Here is a 15,719-nt window from a genome sequence, read left to right on the forward strand (position 1 = left end):
CCGGTGCTTTACGCACCGGGCCCGTTTGCGTTGTCCGGCTTCAGCTTTCGTGTTTGCCACCGGCGCTGCGTTCGGCCAGTAGATCCCGGATCTGGTGCAGCAGTTCGTTATCCGTGAGCGCGGCGTCGTCCTTGTTGCCCCAGCGCGACTTGGCCTTGTTGGCCGGGACCACCAGCACGACGTAGAGCAGCGCCGCGATGATGACGAAGTTGAGCGCCGCGGTGATGATCGGCCCGATGGCCACGAAGGTCGCGGGTTTGTCGGCCACCAGCTGGAAGCCCAGACCGAGTTGATTGGTGCCGCCGAACAATGCCAGCAGCGGATTGATCACGCCGTCACTGAAGGCGGTGACGATGGCGACGAACGCGGTACCCATGACCACGGCCACGGCCAGGTCGACGACATTGCCGCGCAGCAGAAAGTCCTTGAAACCCTTGAGCATTGCCGAAACTCCTCTACTCGAGCTGATCGAACGCAGTGGTATTCGGGTGTAGGGCGCAATTGGGGCTGTACGGCGATGCTAGTTCATTCAATGAAAGACGACGGTGAGCGCCGTGCGCAGCGAGGCGGCCGCCACCGTGGTGGCGCGGCGGGCGTCCAGGGCCACCAGCACCACCCGGTCGGCGCGCCCGCGCCCGCCGTCGGCGCCCGACACCAGCACCACGACCGCGTCCGAGGCCAGCAGCCGAGCCGGGCGACCGGTACCGCCGGAGTCGGCCCCGGCGACCACGTCGACCCGGTCACCGGCCCGCAGGAGCTCGGCAACGGCATTGTCCGCCAGGCGAATCGGGACGATGCGCGCATCGGGCGCGGCCGCCGCCACCGCCGCCAGACGCGATCCGACCACGCGCAGCTCGGTCACGATCTCCCCGGCCGCGAGACCGCCCGCCAGCGTGGCTCCGCGCACCTGTCCGGCCGCGTGCAGCGCCCCGGCGGGCAGGGTCGCCGTCTCCCGCGGCGCGATCCGCACATCGCTGTCGGCCAGTACCTCACCGGGAGCCAGGTCCCGCGCGGCGACCAGGACGTCGGAATGCCCTGCCGCCGGGTCCGCGCGGACGGCCAGCAGAGCGGACAGCGCGAGCAGCCCGACCGCCAGCGCGCGCCGCGCTCGCGTGGCGTCCGCCCCGGTCAGGCGGCCACGGATCTCCTGCAGAAATGCTCGGATCGATCGCGTCATGGGGGGCAGCGTAGGACCGAGCCCAGGCCGACACGCGCGCCAAAAAGCCGGGCTGTGGAGAACGGCCCGGCTGTGGATAACGACGAGAAGTGGCTTACGCGGCGGAGGTGCTGCTCGGGGTGCTCGACGCGGCCGGGGTCGAGGTGGTGCTGCTCGACGCGGGGGTGCTGGAGCTGCCGCCGTCGGTGCTCGGCGCCTTGGCCGGCTCGGACGAGGTGGAGCCGTTGCGGCTGTCGGTGCGGTAGAACCCGCTGCCCTTGAAGACGATGCCGACCGAGTTGAACAGCTTGCGCAGCTTGCCGTTGCAGCGATCGCAAGTGGTCAGTGCGTCATCGGAGAAGGACTGCACGATGTCGAACTTGTTGTCGCACTCGGTGCATGCATACGAGTAAGTAGGCATCGGGTAACCTCCACGCTCTTCGTCGAATTGGCACTCTACAGCTGGCAGTGCCAACGCTGCCAATCGGGTGTCAATTCCCGATGTGATCTTCGAGCCGCCGCAGCCCGCCGAACGGGGTCAGTGCCCATCCCATTCTGTGGTCATGGGACTCCTCCGGCAAACGCGCCACGAGTTCGTCGTCACGCACCACCGCGACCAATCGCGCATCGGCGCGGCGGGCGCCCAAACTGCGATCGTAATAACCGGCCCCGCGCCCCAATCGGACTCCCCGCCGATCCACCGCCAATGCCGGAACCAGAATGGTCGTCGCGCGCGCGATCCCATTCGCGACCGGCTCGCCTTCGGGTTCGCGGAGGCCGAAGCGCCCGCGCCGCAAGCCTTCCGGGCCGGTGTACTCCGCCCACTCCAACGGGCCGGGCTCGCCGGTCACCGGGAGCAGCACCCGGGTCCCGGTGGCCCGCAGCGCGTCCAGCATGGCGAGCGATCCGGGCTCGCCGCCGACGGGGACGTAGGCGCACACCCACTCGTCACCGCCGAGTCGCGAGGCGGCCGCGGCCAGCGCCGCCGCCTCGCGCTCCCTGATCTCCGCCGAGAGGGCATTGCGTGCCGCGAGGATCTCCGCGCGCCACGCTCGCTTGTCCCGTTCGCCCGTCACGCTCCCACCCTAGGGAGCGGGCCTCAGCGGTCCGAGCGGGGGCGGGTGAGGGTGAAGGTGTCGATCGCCTTCAGCTCGCTGGTCGGCCCGGTGATCGCGTAGTAGGTGCCCTTGATCGTGGTGTTGCCGCCCGGCTGCCCCGGGTCCACGTCGAAGGAACAGAAGCCGTACGCGTTCGCGGCGTCCTTGAAGGCCGACCAGGGCGCGTCCTCGAGCACGTACACCGGGGCCTTCTTGCCGGTGGCCGGGTCCACGTCGCCGACGGAGGTGATGACCCGGCACTTGTCGCCCGGGAAGAACAGCTGATTGGACGGCGAGGAGGTGCCGCCGCCGCCGATCACCAGGTGCACGGTGCCCTTGGTGGTGTCCACCACGTCCTTGCGGGTGTCGGCGGGTTTGGGGGTGAGGGTCTCGAATCCGGTGGTGCCACGCACCGGGTGGGATCGCTCGTAATGGTGTTCGTGCCCGCACAGCACCAGGTCGACCTGGTACTTGTCGAACAACGGCAGCCAGTCCTGCCGGATGCCCAGGTCCGCGCCGTTGAATTTGTCGGCCGAGGAGATGGCGACCTGGTGCATGAACACCACCACCCAGTCGATGCCCTTGTCCGCGCGAGCCTTGGTCAATTCGCTTTCCAGCCACCGCTTCTGGGCCCCGCCGGAGTAGCCCTTGACGTAGCTGTTGCCGCCGTCCTGCAGGCAGATGTCGTCGTTGGCGACGGCGATGACACGCACGCCGCCGACGGTGAACGAGTACCACAGCCCCTTGGCGTGGTCCTCGGCTCCGGCGTCGGGCACGCTGAAATACGTTTGGAACGCCTGATATCCGATGGGCCCGTTGCCGAGTTCGTTCTCGTGATTGCCGGGCGCGGGCATCCAGGGCCGGTAGCGCGCGGAACGGGAATTGTTGGTCCAGTAGTCGTTCCAGGTGCGCACGCGATCGGTGGCGATATTCGCGTAGCAGAGGTCGCCGTTGATCAGATTGAACAGCGGGGCCAGCGACTCCACGGCCGAGGTGACATCCCCGGCGTACTGGGAGCCGAGGTTGTCGTTGAGGGCCTTGCCGTCGACGATCTTGCCGACCGTCGGGGTGCCCTGATCGCCGAAACTGGTGAAGCGGAACTTGGCGCGCCCGGCGGGTGCGGTGCGAATGGTGCCCAGTTCCGGCGGCGCACCGTCGTGCCCGGCGGCGTACACGTAGTCGGTGTCGGGGGACAGGCCGGTGATGCGGGCGTGGTGGGCCTGAATCTCGATGCCGGACTTGGCATCCCGGTAGGTGCGCGTCTCGGCCTGCACGCTCTTGCCGAACCCGGCGTCGGCGGTGCCGTAGCGCACGGTGGGCTTGTCGACCGATCCGGTGGTGTGCCAGGTGACCACGACCTCGCGGGAGGCGTCGGCGCCGAACTGCAGGTGCAGTCCCGAAACTCGCGGCGCGGCAGCTCGATCCGGGCTGGTCACCAGTTCGGCCGAGCGCGGCCAGGCGGCGGCGTTGGAGGTGTCGCTGCCGCGCAGGGCGACCGCGCCGCCCCCGCCGACGGCGAGTCCGGCGATGCCCGCGATCGCCGACGCCCCGAACAGCCGACGGCGGCTGAGTCCGGCGGCGGGAGCGTCCGGTGCGACGGTGTTTTCCGAGTGATTGGAGCTGTGGGGATCCTCACGGTCGGTCATAGGTGTCAGCTAACAACCGCTGGGTACGGCGAAGGTCACGGCGTGGCGAACATGAAATGAAATAAACAGGTCGGTCTACCAGATGAGACTCGGTCCGGCGTTCGATGCGCCCTTCACCGCCGCGACCTTTAGGCTCTCGGGGATATCGAGGCGGCCACGAGCCGCTTCGAGCTTTTCACGGATGGATAGGGTGAATTCATGACAGCTAACGGCGGCGGAGCCGATGCGTGCTTCCGCACCGCGGTGGTACCCGCGGCGGGGCTCGGCACCAGGTTCCTGCCCGCGACCAAGACGGTCCCCAAGGAGCTGCTGCCGGTGGTCGACACCCCGGGCATCGAATTGGTCGCCGCCGAGGCCGCGGAATCCGGCGCCAATCGGCTGGTGATCGTGACCTCGCCCGGAAAAGACGGCGTGGTCGCGCATTTCGTCGAGGACCTGGTGCTGGAGAGCACCCTCGCCGAGCGCGGCAAATTCCATCTGCTCGAGAAGGTCCGCAAGGCCCCCGCGCTGCTGGACGTGACCTCGGTCGTGCAGGAGGAGCCGCTGGGCCTGGGTCACGCGGTGGCACAGGCGGAATCGGCGCTCGACGACGACGAGACCGCCATCGCGGTGCTGCTGCCCGATGACCTGGTGCTGCCCTCGGGCGTGCTGGAGCTGATGGCCCAGGTGCGCGCGGAACGCGGCGGCTCGGTGCTGTGCGCCATCGACGTGCCCAAGGACGAGGTCAGCGCCTACGGCGTTTTCGATGTCGAGGAACTGCCGGGCGCTCCCGCGGACGTCCTCAAGGTCAGGGGCATGGTCGAGAAGCCGGCCGTCGAGGACGCGCCCTCCACCTTCACCGCCGCCGGGCGATACCTGTTGGACCGCGCCATCTTCGACGCACTGCGCCGCATCACCCCGGGCGCGGGCGGCGAACTGCAACTGACCGACGCCATCGCACTGCTGATCGCGGAGGGCCACCCGGTGCACGTGGTGGTGCATCGTGGGTCGCGACACGATCTGGGCAACCCGGGCGGTTATCTTCGTGCTGCGGTCGATTTCGCGTTGGAGCGCGAGGAATACGGTCCCGCCCTGCGCGAGTGGCTCGAACAGCGACTCGGCCGGGCCGGAACGCACGGCTGACCGCACCCGAACAGACCAGTGCAGATGAGGGTCCGCGCAGCGGTGCACGTGAGGGACCGCGCGGCGGGCGAGACAACGGAAGGGCGGCATGCGCTCGGTTGAGGATCAGCAGATCAAGGTGACCGCCGCGGCTGTGGCCCCGCGGCCGGTCCGGGTCGCGATCAGCGAGGCCCAGGGACTGCTGTGTGCCGAGGACGTGGTCACCGAGCGTCCGCTGCCCGGATTCGATCAGGCCGCCATCGACGGATATGCCGTCCGCAGTGTGGATGTGGCGGGCGCCGGCGCGAGTATCCGTGACGAGGACGGCAATTCGGTGGATCTGAGCCTGCCGGTGGTGGGCGAGGTGGCCGCGGGTTCGCGGCAGCCCATTCGCCTGCAGCCGCGCCAGACCGTGCGGGTCGACACCGGCGCGCCGCTGCCGACCCTCGCCGATGCCGTACTGCCGCTGGAGAACACCGACGGCGGCCGGGCTCGGGTGAAGGTCTACGAGTCGGTGCGCTCGGGCGATTACGTGCGCCGCATCGGCGATGACGTGCAGCCCGGCGATCTGGCCGTGCGCGCGGGCACCATCATCGGCCCGGCCCAGGTGGGGCTGCTGGCCGCGGTCGGCAAGGACAAGGTGCTGGTGCATCCGCGCCCGCGGCTGTCGGTGCTGTCGGTGGGCGGCGAGTTGGTCGACATCGATCGCACGCCCGGTCCGGGCCAGGTCTACGACGTGAACTCCTACGCCCTGGCCGCCGCCGCGCGCGACGCGGGCGCGGACGTGAACCGGGTCGGCATCGTGAGCGCCGACCCCAAGCGGCTGCGAGATGTGGTGGAGGGCCAGCTGGTTCGCTCCGAGGTCGTGGTGATCGCGGGCGCGGTCGGCGGCTGGGCCTCGGAGCAGGTGCGCGAGGCCCTGGAGGGCCTGGGCGAGCTGGAGATCACCCGCGTCGCCATGCATCCCGGTTCGGTGCAGGGCTTCGGTCTGCTCGGCCGCGACGAGGTGCCGACCTTCCTGCTGCCCTCGAATCCGGTTGGCGCGCTGGTGGTTTTCGAGGTCATGGTGCGACCGCTCATCCGGATCGCGCTGGGCCGCCGCCATCCCATGCGCCGCGTGGTGCGGGCGCGCACCATCCTGCCGATCGCCTCGATTCCGGGTCGCCGCGGCTATCTGCGCGCGCAGCTCATGCGTGACGAGCAGACCGGTGACTATCTGGTGCAGCCGCTGGGGGGTCCGAACGGCGCGTCCTCGCATCTGCTGGCGACCATGGCCGAGGCCAACAGCCTCATCGTCATCGATCCGGATGTCACGGAGGTGCGTACGGGGGACGAGGTGCGGGTCGCGTTCCTGGCACAGCGAGGGTAGGGCGTGGACATGAACGTCTTCCGGACCGCCCAGCATCCGGGCTGGCCGGCGCATCTGGGTCCGGTGCGATGTGCGGCCGGTGTGGTCACGCTGCGTCCGATCCGCCTGCGCGACGCCTCGGTCTGGAGCCGAATCCGGGTGCGGGACCGGGATTATCTGGAGAAGTGGGAGCCCACCGGCCGTGGCCCGTGGGAGGCGCGCAACCATTCCAGCAATTGGCCCGCGCTGTGGTCGGCGCTCAAGGCGGAAGCCCGGCGCGGTGCCATGATTCCGCTGGTCATCGAGGTCGACGGTCAGTTCAGCGGGCAGCTCACGGTGGGCAATATCGTCCGTGGCGCACTGCGTTCCGCGTGGATCGGGTACTGGGTGTCGAGCGAGCTGGCCGGTCAAGGGGTGGCGACCGCGGCGCTCGCGCTGGGCCTCGACCACTGCTTCGGCGAGGTGGGCCTGCACCGGGTGGAGGCCACCGTACGGCCGGAAAACCTTGCCAGCCAGGCGGTTCTGCGCAATGTCGGCTTCCGCGAGGAAGGACTGCTGCAGCGCTACCTGGACGTCGACGGGGCTTGGCGCGACCATCTGCTGGTCGGCATGACCGTCGAGGAGGTCTCGGGCACGGTGGTGGACAGGCTGATTCGCGCCGGGCGCGCCACCAAAGCCTGATAAGTCGCTGTGCAGTGCGGCCGTGAGATTTTCGTACCCCACTCCTGTGACTAGTGTTGCGGGTGTGATCGGCGCGCCTGTGGGGAATTCCGGTTTGGTGGAATTAACCTACGGACGTCGGTGGTGCGTCCGCCTACCAACCGGTAGGTGCAGCGGGGCACGTCGAAGGGACAACGATCTGGGCGGGACGGAGGTGTGACGGCAATGCCGAATTCGATCTTGTGGATCGGTTTGGTGGTGCTCTGGGTCTTCGTTCTGTTTCCCATGCTGGCCAACCGTCATCCACGAATCCGTCAGCACACCGACGCCGCCCTGTCCACACGGGTGTTGCATCGTGGTGGGGCCGAGCGAAGCGCTAAGAAAGGTCCGGCGACCGGACATGACACCGACCCGGACTACGTGCCGGTTCGCAGGAAGCTTCAGCACCCGAGCGAGGATCCGGAGGATCGGATGACCAGATCGGACGACAGCGTGGCTGCATCGGACGAGAAGGAAGTCGACACCGAGGTTTTGGCGGGCGAGGCCCAGGCGACCACCGAAGCGGCCGCCCCCGAGGCGGAAGCGGTGGCCGTGGCCGCGGAGCCGGAGGCGAGCCCCGAATCCGATTCCGAGACAGCCGAATCCGAGCCGGAGGCGGCACAGCCCGCCGCCGCGGCGGCCGACCCCGAGCCCGCCGCACCACAGCGGGTCCGGATGCCCGCACTCCTCGAACCCGAACCGGAGCTCGCCCCGGAGCCCGAATCGGATTCCGACGACGAGGATTTCGTGCCCTCCCGGCGCGGTCGTGGCGGCTTCGACCCCGAGGCTGACGCCGCGGCCCGCGCGGCCCGCTACACCTTCCGCCAGCGCGCCGTCCTGGGCCTGGTGCTCTCCACCCTGATCCTGGCCGCCGCCGGTTTCGCCATCACCTCGCTGCTGTGGGTGCTGTGCGGCCTGTCCGCGGCGGGCCTGGTGGGCTATCTCGGCTACCTACGCAGACAGGTGCGCATCGAGGCGGACATCCGCCGCCGCCGCGCCGCCCGCACGGTCCGCAAGCGCCTCGACGCCGAGGACGAGGCCCCCGCCCGCGACCGCCCCCGCCCCGACCGCGAACAGACCCGCACCCAACTCCGCCGCGCGGTCCTGGTCGAACCGGACGACGAAGACCCCCTCTTCGAGCACCTCGAACTCTTCGACGCCGCCGAGGCCCGCGCCACCCGCCAGCGCGCCACCGGCGGCCGCGAACGTCGCGCAGTAGGCGAATAACAGCGTCGACCAGTGAGAGGGCTCCCGGGCAACCGGGAGCCCTCTCACTGTCTTTCCCCCTGTGTCGACTCGCCAAGTTGTGAATAGCCTTTTGCTATCGCAGGATTCGGGTTCTCGCCGAGTTCCGATCGAATCAATTCCGAAGCTGCGCATAAAGAAAGGGCCCGGCACGGTGCCGGGCCCCTTCTTGACGGTCCGATATCAGCCGACCGGAATCTGCCGTTCGATCAGTTCGGCGAGGGTCCGCAGTTTGGCGGCGAATTCACGAGCCGCGACCGGATGGTCGGTGGAGCCGCGCACCACCTTCTGGGTGAGGGCGGTGAGCCGTGATTCGACCGAACTGAATACATCGGGTGTCTGCGACTGCTCCTCGATCACTTCGCCGCGCATCCACGCCTGCAGCCGCTGCACGACTTCGCTCTCGTCGTAATCATCGGGCAGCACCGCGACGGCCTCGCGGAGCTTGCCCGCGGTGACCTTCACATCGGCGGCCAGCGTGGTGTAGACGGTGACCGCCGCCTCCTCGCCGTAGGCCGCGGCCACCGGCAGCAGCTCTCGGATCTGTCCCTCGTTGAGCGACGGCGCGACGGGATGCAGTCGCGCCGCCAGCGGCCAGGCCCGGATCAGCTTGTGCGCGTAGGACCGCTGCATGTCCCACCGCTTCTCCACGTACTCGTCGAAGGTGGCGTGATCGGCGCGGTAGAGCCGGGCGTCGCGGACGATCTGCAGCGCCCGCCCGGCGGTCCAGAAGGCGACCCGCAGGGCGTCGATGGAGGATTCGCAGACCTCGAGCTGGTCGCTCTCAGAGCGGCTCAGCGGTCCCGCGCCCGCCATGGTGGGCAGCGGCATCTCCAGCACCGTGCCCGAGGGATCGGACTCTGGCGGTGCGGGCGGTGCCGAGGGTCGCTCGGCCGGACCGGACTCTGCCGGAGCGGGCTTCGATGGAACCGGGGGAGCGGGAACGACTTTCGCGACAGTCGGCGACGGCGCTGCCGCCGGTTCGCTCTCGGCGACCGGCTGCACCGCCACCGCGGGTGTGGGCGGCGGCGACATCAGCACCGCCGTCGCCGCCTTCGACAGCTGTGGTGTGCGTGGCCATTTGGCGTCACGCAGCGGGGAGACCGGGGGAGTGTGTTCGGCTTCGTCGGCGAGCGGATTGCGGCCCAGCCCCCCGCCGCCGCCGATGGAGCCTTTACGGCGTTGCGGTGGCATCAGGCCGGCACCTCCAGGGGAATGCGGGTCGCGGCGACGGCATCCAGATAGGGCCGCACCAATTCGTCACCGACGGCGCGATATTCACCGAGATCCTCGATCGGATTCTCGGCGCCGTCACCGACTTCACCGTCGGCGGCTTCGCGATACCACTTCCACGCGCTGACATAGGAGTCGAAGACGTCATATCCGGCGTCCTCCAGATTGCCGCGCTGGGTGCGGTATTCGGTGGAGACATTGACGCCGTTCTTCATGGTGACCGGCACCTTGGTCATGAGCACCCGCACGCGAATGGCGCGATCGTGTTCGGCGGCGGCTTCCTCCGCGGCCCGATAGGTACTGGGCACGCGTTTCACCTCCGACGGGCTCACGCTGGTGACCAGCACCAGTTCGTCGCTCACCGGCACGGCGGCCTTGAAGATCTCGGCGGATTCGCCACCGGCGTCGACGATGATCACGTCGAAATTGCGGGAGTTGTCGGTGATGCAGTCGTGCACGTGCCGAGACGGGAAGGCGAGCAGTTCGAAGGGGACTTCGACCTCGGCCTTCTGTAATCGCCGATACCAGGAGTACCCGGTCTGGCTGAGCGGGTCGGCGTCGATGACGAGCACTCGAAGTTTGTGCACGCTCGTGAAATACGAGGCTAGGAAGAAGGCGGAGGTCGTTTTGCCCACGCCGCCTTTGAGATTCCCGAGGGTGACCACGAGTGGTTCGGGAAGATTCGGTAGCGCACCGGATTCGGTCATTGTTCATCCTCCTGGTGATGGGGAGGGCAGGTTTTCCGTGTGTCAGTCTCACACGGGCGCGTGTCCATATCGGTCACCGCGCGCGTGATGTCGCGGATTCCGACCGAAATCGGTGGTGTGCGGGCCGAAATCGGCTGTGTCCGAGGGGGAAATCGGCTGTGTCCAATTGGACACAGCCGTCAATGGTTACCTTTTCGTTATGAATAACACGCCTGTCATTCGTTGCGCCGCCTGATCTTCCGGCGAAATATGCAATTTCGGATCTGCTGGCAGTACCGAACATTCGCGAGTGTTGGACGGAAACCGGATAGCCCACGGCTTAGACGGAGGACGACCGCTCATGGAACAGATCGGTGATAGACAGAAGGTTCTGAAGCTTCCGCGGCTGAGCCTGCGGACTCTGGTCACAGGAGTCCTCGGTGCGGCGGCCGTCGGTGCGGCCCTGCTGTTCACGGCGGGCCAGGCGCATGCCGCGCCGGTCGATATCCCCGGCATCGGGGCGATCGACATCCCGAACGAGATCGCGGCCCAGCTGGGCATCGCCGCTCCCGGGATCGTCGTTCCGGCACAGGAATCCACGGGCGGGGAAGCCGGTGATTTCCGTCCCGTGACGAATCCCGATGCCGACGACCGGATCCCGGGTGTCGGTGCGGCGGACGGCTCCCGGATGGTCGGGATTCCCGGGCGGGTCGCCATCACTCCGGCCGACCCCGCGCAGGATCCCGTTCCGGTGCAGGCACTCTCGCCCGAACCCCTGCGCCCGGCCACCCCGGCCGCGCCGGAGGTCCGCTCGGTGGTGATCGCCGGACTCGGCACCTTCCAGCTCCCCAGCAGCCTGCCCCCGCTGACCGGCATCCCCGGCGTCACCGACGCCGCGGCCGCGCCCGCCCCGATGCCCGCGGCCATGCCACGGGTGACGGCCGGACAGCGCGCCATCGAAGCGGCCCGCAGCAAGCTCGGCGCGTATTACCGCTCGGGCGGCAACGGTCCCGACTCCTTCGACTGCTCGGGCTTCGTGCAGTGGTCCTATCGCGAGGCCGGAGTCGAATTGCCGCGCACCAGCTATTCGCAACTGGCCTCCGGTACCCCGGTGCCGCTGGACGAATTGCAACCCGGCGATCTGGTGTCGTATTACGGCGGCGGTCACTCCGCGCTGTATCTCGGTGACGGCAAGATCATCCATGCCAGTGACAACAGTTCCGGCGTGAAGATCTCGCCCCTGAACAATATGCCGATCACCGGCGCCCGCCGCTTCTGATCGAACCCGTCAAGTCCCGAAAACGTTTTACGATGCAGGGATTCATCGGCCGAATGGGCGAGGTACGAGATGGGCAAGAAGCTACGACTCGGTGGCAGGCGTTCGGCGGCAATCGCATTCGCCGCGCTCACCGCAGCCGGACTGTCGACCGTCACCGCCGCTCCGGCATCCGCCGCCCCGGTCTGCGCGGGGGCGGGGCAACCGACCTTCACGGTCGCCACGGTGCCGGGCGCCGCACTCGAGGGCATCACCGTCGATCAGGCGGGCCGGGCCTTCGTCACGGATCTGGTGAGCGGTCAGGTCTTCCGCATCGACGCACCCGGCGCGCCCGCGGTGCCGATCGCCCGGGTCCCCAGCGGTGGGGCGGGCGCACTGGCCTGGCTGCCGGACGGCCGCATGCTGGTCGGCTACGGCGCGGACGCGCGCGCGGCGATCGGCGACAGCATTCGTCATGCCGGGATCGTGACCGTCGATCCGGACACCGGGGCCATGGCCCCCTTCGCGGCCGGGCTCTCGGCGGCCGACGGCATGGATGTGGCGCACGACGGAACCGTCTATGCCACAAACGATTTCGGCTCTCTGGTGGGCCGGGTCTATCCGAACGGCGTGGTGCAGGCGGACTGGGCGAACTTCCCCAGCGCCAATGGCGCGGTACTCGACCCGGGCGACGGATTCCTCTATGTGTCGCGGACCTTCGTCAATCCCGGGGTGAGCCGGATCCCGACGAACGCGCCCTGGGCCCCGCAGTCACTGCTGGACCTGTCCGGCGGCGACTTCTTCGACGCTCCCGACGGACTGACCCTCGACGCCTTGCAGCGCCCGGTGGTGCCGTTCAACCCGTCGGGGCAGGTGGTCCGCATCGACGCCCCGGGGCAGTACTGCGTCCTCGGTTTCGGACCGCAGTTGACCAGCGAGGTGCAGTACGGGCGCGGTGATCGGGGCTTCTCGGCCGGGCGGCTGTTCGGCATCACCTTCACCGGTCAGGTCTACGAGATCCCGGGCGGCTTCGACCCCGAGGCGCGCACGGCCGCGCCCTGACGGTCGACGGGTTCGGTGAGCAGGCCGACGATCATGGCGATGATGTTGTCCTGCACGTCGTTTCGCTCGCCCGCGGTGGGCAGGTCCTGGCTCTCGTAGTCGGCGAGCAGGGCGAAGATGACGGTGCTCATGGCGCGCAATCGGTAGGTGCGTTGCGCGCGGCCCAGGTCGGGTAGCGCCCGGTAGAGCCGGGTCACGATCTCTCGCGTTGCGTGCCAGCGCTTTTCGCTGAGGTCGGGTCCGGTCAGCGCCGGGTGCGCACGGGCCTGTTCCAGGAATCGCGCGTAGTGGGTGGACCCCTCGGCCGGGGGTACGTCGAACATGGGCCGCACCAGGATGTCGACCAGCGCGGCCACACTGTCGGGTGCGTCCGCGGCCCGGTGGGCGGCCAGCAGTTCGGTGCGCCGCGCCTCCAGTGCGGGCTGGTGGCGTTCGATGATGGCGGTGATGAGTCCGTCGCGGGAGCCGAAGTGGTAGTGCACCGCGGAGTTGTTGCGCTGTCCAGCCGCCACCGCGATATCGCGCAGGGCCACATCGGGCCCCCGTTCGGCGATGGTGCGCTCACCGGCGAGCAGAATGAGCTCACGCGCGTCAGGACTGTTCACCGGGTCACTATATGACCGTGTCGCTCGGTCCGGTTTCGGTGTATCCGGCCCCGCCGGACGTGTCGCGGTGGCCGCGGCGGTTTCGGCCGGGGACGAGCCAGGCGGTTCGACCGGAGGCGAACGCTACGTTGCGTTCACAATGCGGGCAATGAACGAATGCCGGTGGGATCGGGATAACGCCTGCCGCACAGGCGAATTCGCGACCTCGCAGCGCCGGAGCCTAATGCAATCGCGCAGGTCGTGTGTTGCAATAGGTTGGAGCCCCGCCGCCTGTGCGGCACTCTGATGAAGGAGCCGCTCCGATGCCCGGAGGAAGACTCAGCCAGGAGGATCGTCGTCTCATCGCCGCGGGTCTGGCCGGCGGGCTCGGCTACGCCGATATCGCCCGGCAGTTGCATCGCCCCACCTCCACCGTGAGCCGCGAGGTGACCCGCAACGGCGGGCCCGGGCGTTATCGCGCCGACCTGGCCCAGGCCGCCACCGCGGTGCGCTCGCGGCGTCGCACACCCCGGCCCAAACGCACCGAAAATCCTTGTGGCGCAGACGAACACGGTCGCGGCGAGGCGCTGCTGGCCGAATTCAGCACCGAGTTCGCTGCGCTGTTCGCCCGGACCGGTATGCCCAAGATGGCCGCCGCGGTGCTGGCCCGGCTCTATGCCGCGGACTCCGGCAGCCTCACCGCCGCGGAACTGGTGGCGCATCTGCGGGTGAGTCCGGCGACGGTGTCGGCGGCCGTCGGTCAGCTCGAGCAGCAGGCGCTGATCCGCCGCGATCGCGACCCGGGCAGCCGCCGCGATCGCTACTTCATCGACGAATCCGCCTGGTATCGAGCGACTCTCGCGAACGCGCGGGCCAACGAGCTGCTGGCGGCCAAGGCGCGCGACGGCGCGGACGCGCTCGGGGCGGCGACCCCCGCCGGGCTGCGGCTGCTGGGCATGAGCGAGTACCTGGAGCGGGTGGGCCTGGACATGGTCCGCTCCGCGGAACGCTGGCGCGCGCAATTGGCCGACCGTTGATCGCGGTGCCGGTGCGGAAATCGCTGTGCCGGTGGGGAATCAGAGCGCGGGAGCACCCGGTGGTGAGCCGCGGAAAGGATTCGCGACGGCAATTCCCGGGAACCTGCGGTGAATTCGATCGACATAGCGGCGCACGGTGGAGAGTTCGGCACTGATCGATTGCCTGGCCTCGGCGGTGGGCGCGGTCTGTAATCGCCTGGTCAGTTTGACTACATGCTTTTCCAATTCATCCAGGAAGATGCGAGCCTGAGCTAACTCGGGATCCTCGCCGGTGTCGGGATTGTCGAATCCCCTGTACTGCATATCGCGGAAGTATTCCACGCAGGCCGCCTCCGTGCCGCGCAATTCGATTGCGTACGGGCAGAATTCGCCCTTCGCAAGCCTGCGTGCGCCGGATTGAAACCCGCGCCGGGGTCACCGGCCGCCGCCGGTGCCCGATGTGCGGAGATCGACCGGACCGGGCGGGGCGAGCGGCCCGCGCGCGGCCGACCGTGTGCACATACCGCGGCCCGATCAAGTAGCCTCGCCAAGCGAGCAGCCCCGGCGGTTTCGGGGTGTTCGGTTCCCGCACTCCCTCCGACAGGAATTCGAATGGCCATCAGTTACCTGGAATCGATCGTCGTCGGCGCACTGCAAGGGGTGAGTGAACTCTTCCCCGTCTCCAGCCTGGGTCACAGCATTCTGCTGCCCGCCCTGGTGGGTGGGAAGTGGGCCGACGATCTGAGCATGTCCGCCAAGGATTCCCCGTATCTGGCGCTGCTGGTGGCCATGCACGTCGCCACCGCGCTGGCCCTGGTGATCTTCTTCTGGCGCGATTGGGTGCGCATCTTCCGCGGCCTGTGGGATGTGGCGCTGACCCGTCAGATCCGCACGCCCGAGGCGAGGCTGGGCGTGCTGCTGGTGATCGCCACCATCCCGGTGGGACTCGCGGGTCTGCTCCTGGAGAAGGCGGTCCGCAACTATCTCGGCAATCCGATTCCGACGTCGATCTTCCTGGCGATCAACGGTTTCGTGCTGTTGTCGGCGGAGATCATGCGCAAGCGCGACCACGAGCCCGACTTCCAGTTCAGCAGCCCCACCGGCCGCACCACGGACCTCTCCATGGAGGACACCATCGTGCTGCCGATGACCGACCCGGACCGCGCCTCGGATGTTCGCCTGTCGCGCCTGAGCATTCGTGACGCCACCCTGATCGGCGCGGCCCAGATCGCCGCGCTCTTCCCCGGTATCAGCCGCTCGGGCAGCACCATCGTGGCGGGCCTGTTCAAGGGCATGCGCCACGAGGACGCCGCCCGCTTCGCCTTCCTGCTGGCCACCCCGGTCATCCTGGCGGCCGGTGTGCTCAAGATGCCGGAGCTGTTCAAGCACGAAAACCACGCCATTCTCGGCCCGGCCCTGGCGGGCAGCGTGGTGGCGGGCGTGCTGTCCTACATCTCCGTCAAGTTCCTCACCGCGTACTTCGAGACCAAGACGCTGACCCCGTTCGCCATCTACTGCCTGGTCGCCGGTCTGGGCAGCCTGGTCTGGTTCACCATTCGCTGAACCGAGTCACGGCAAACGAAAACCCCGT

Annotated in this window: 17 protein-coding genes; 8 read left to right on the top strand and 9 right to left on the bottom strand. The window is 68.6% G+C overall.

Annotated features, from left to right (window positions below; translation table 11 throughout):
* Nucleotides 1–40 precede the first annotated feature (40 nt).
* The 5 genes from mscL to ACYVN4_RS39970 form a co-directional block, all read right to left on the bottom strand.
* Nucleotides 41–442: a large conductance mechanosensitive channel protein MscL gene (gene mscL, locus ACYVN4_RS39950; protein WP_460728567.1), complete on the bottom strand. Its 402-nt coding sequence runs from the start codon at nt 440–442 to the stop codon at nt 41–43.
* Between the two features lie 87 nt (nt 443–529).
* Nucleotides 530–1,177: an SAF domain-containing protein gene (locus ACYVN4_RS39955; RefSeq protein WP_460728569.1), complete on the bottom strand. Its 648-nt coding sequence runs from the start codon at nt 1,175–1,177 to the stop codon at nt 530–532.
* A gap of 94 nt (nt 1,178–1,271) precedes the next feature.
* Nucleotides 1,272–1,577 carry an FmdB family zinc ribbon protein gene (locus tag ACYVN4_RS39960; RefSeq protein ID WP_460728571.1) on the bottom strand — a complete coding sequence of 102 codons (306 nt, stop codon included), beginning with the start codon at nt 1,575–1,577 and terminating at the stop codon, nt 1,272–1,274.
* A gap of 70 nt (nt 1,578–1,647) precedes the next feature.
* Nucleotides 1,648–2,232, bottom strand: a complete 585-nt coding sequence (locus tag ACYVN4_RS39965) for a 5-formyltetrahydrofolate cyclo-ligase (protein ID WP_460728573.1) — start codon at nt 2,230–2,232, stop codon at nt 1,648–1,650.
* 23 nt (nt 2,233–2,255) lie between these two features.
* Nucleotides 2,256–3,899, bottom strand: coding sequence for a purple acid phosphatase family protein (locus ACYVN4_RS39970; protein WP_460728575.1), 1,644 nt, complete (start codon nt 3,897–3,899; stop codon nt 2,256–2,258).
* Between the two features lie 198 nt (nt 3,900–4,097).
* Between ACYVN4_RS39970 and ACYVN4_RS39975 the strand changes: the two genes are divergently transcribed.
* The 4 genes from ACYVN4_RS39975 (at nt 4,098) to sepX (ending at nt 8,274) form a co-directional block, all read left to right on the top strand.
* Entirely contained in the window at nt 4,098–5,021 is a 924-nt protein-coding gene (locus ACYVN4_RS39975) for a UTP--glucose-1-phosphate uridylyltransferase (RefSeq protein WP_460728577.1), read from the top strand.
* 88 nt (nt 5,022–5,109) lie between these two features.
* Nucleotides 5,110–6,369 carry a molybdotransferase-like divisome protein Glp gene (gene glp / locus ACYVN4_RS39980; protein ID WP_379359900.1) on the top strand — a complete coding sequence of 420 codons (1,260 nt, stop codon included), beginning with the start codon at nt 5,110–5,112 and terminating at the stop codon, nt 6,367–6,369.
* A gap of 9 nt (nt 6,370–6,378) precedes the next feature.
* Nucleotides 6,379–7,029: a GNAT family N-acetyltransferase gene (locus ACYVN4_RS39985; protein ID WP_460728580.1), complete on the top strand. Its 651-nt coding sequence runs from the start codon at nt 6,379–6,381 to the stop codon at nt 7,027–7,029.
* A gap of 204 nt (nt 7,030–7,233) precedes the next feature.
* Nucleotides 7,234–8,274 carry a divisome protein SepX/GlpR gene (gene sepX, locus ACYVN4_RS39990; RefSeq protein ID WP_460728581.1) on the top strand — a complete coding sequence of 347 codons (1,041 nt, stop codon included), beginning with the start codon at nt 7,234–7,236 and terminating at the stop codon, nt 8,272–8,274.
* Nucleotides 8,275–8,475: 201 nt separating this feature from the next.
* On the opposite strand, the gene ACYVN4_RS39995 is transcribed toward sepX, so the two are convergent.
* Together ACYVN4_RS39995 and ACYVN4_RS40000 are read right to left on the bottom strand one after the other, a co-directional pair.
* Nucleotides 8,476–9,486 (bottom strand): hypothetical protein, encoded by a 1,011-nt coding sequence (locus tag ACYVN4_RS39995; RefSeq protein ID WP_460728583.1) that lies wholly within the window; start codon nt 9,484–9,486, stop codon nt 8,476–8,478.
* A complete protein-coding gene (locus tag ACYVN4_RS40000) occupies nt 9,486–10,232 on the bottom strand; it encodes a ParA family protein (protein ID WP_460728585.1) in 747 nt (248 codons plus the stop codon). Before ACYVN4_RS40000 ends, ACYVN4_RS39995 begins: the two co-directional genes overlap by 1 nt.
* 340 nt (nt 10,233–10,572) lie before the next feature.
* Here ACYVN4_RS40000 and ACYVN4_RS40005 point away from each other — a divergent pair, with 340 nt between their 5' ends.
* Both ACYVN4_RS40005 and ACYVN4_RS40010 read left to right on the top strand, forming a co-directional pair.
* Entirely contained in the window at nt 10,573–11,490 is a 918-nt protein-coding gene (locus ACYVN4_RS40005; RefSeq protein WP_460728587.1) for a C40 family peptidase, read from the top strand.
* Between the two features lie 69 nt (nt 11,491–11,559).
* Nucleotides 11,560–12,528, top strand: coding sequence for an SMP-30/gluconolactonase/LRE family protein (locus ACYVN4_RS40010; RefSeq protein ID WP_460728589.1), 969 nt, complete (start codon nt 11,560–11,562; stop codon nt 12,526–12,528).
* Here ACYVN4_RS40010 and ACYVN4_RS40015 read toward each other — a convergent pair.
* Nucleotides 12,477–13,133, bottom strand: coding sequence for a TetR family transcriptional regulator (locus ACYVN4_RS40015; protein ID WP_460728591.1), 657 nt, complete (start codon nt 13,131–13,133; stop codon nt 12,477–12,479). The two genes, ACYVN4_RS40010 and ACYVN4_RS40015, sit on opposite strands and share 52 nt — an antisense overlap.
* A 302-nt stretch (nt 13,134–13,435) precedes the next feature.
* Between ACYVN4_RS40015 and ACYVN4_RS40020 the strand changes: the two genes are divergently transcribed.
* Complete coding sequence (locus ACYVN4_RS40020; RefSeq protein ID WP_460728592.1) at nt 13,436–14,149, top strand: GbsR/MarR family transcriptional regulator; 714 nt, start codon at nt 13,436–13,438, stop codon at nt 14,147–14,149.
* 39 nt (nt 14,150–14,188) lie between these two features.
* On the opposite strand, the gene ACYVN4_RS40025 is transcribed toward ACYVN4_RS40020, so the two are convergent.
* On the bottom strand, nt 14,189–14,470 hold the full coding sequence (locus tag ACYVN4_RS40025) for a hypothetical protein (protein ID WP_460728594.1): 282 nt from the start codon (nt 14,468–14,470) through the stop codon (nt 14,189–14,191).
* A 264-nt stretch (nt 14,471–14,734) separates the two neighbouring features.
* Here ACYVN4_RS40025 and ACYVN4_RS40030 point away from each other — a divergent pair, with 264 nt between their 5' ends.
* Entirely contained in the window at nt 14,735–15,691 is a 957-nt protein-coding gene (locus tag ACYVN4_RS40030; protein WP_460728690.1) for an undecaprenyl-diphosphate phosphatase, read from the top strand.
* Nucleotides 15,692–15,719: the final 28 nt, after the last annotated feature.

It is taken from the genome of Nocardia heshunensis (assembly GCF_054782115.1).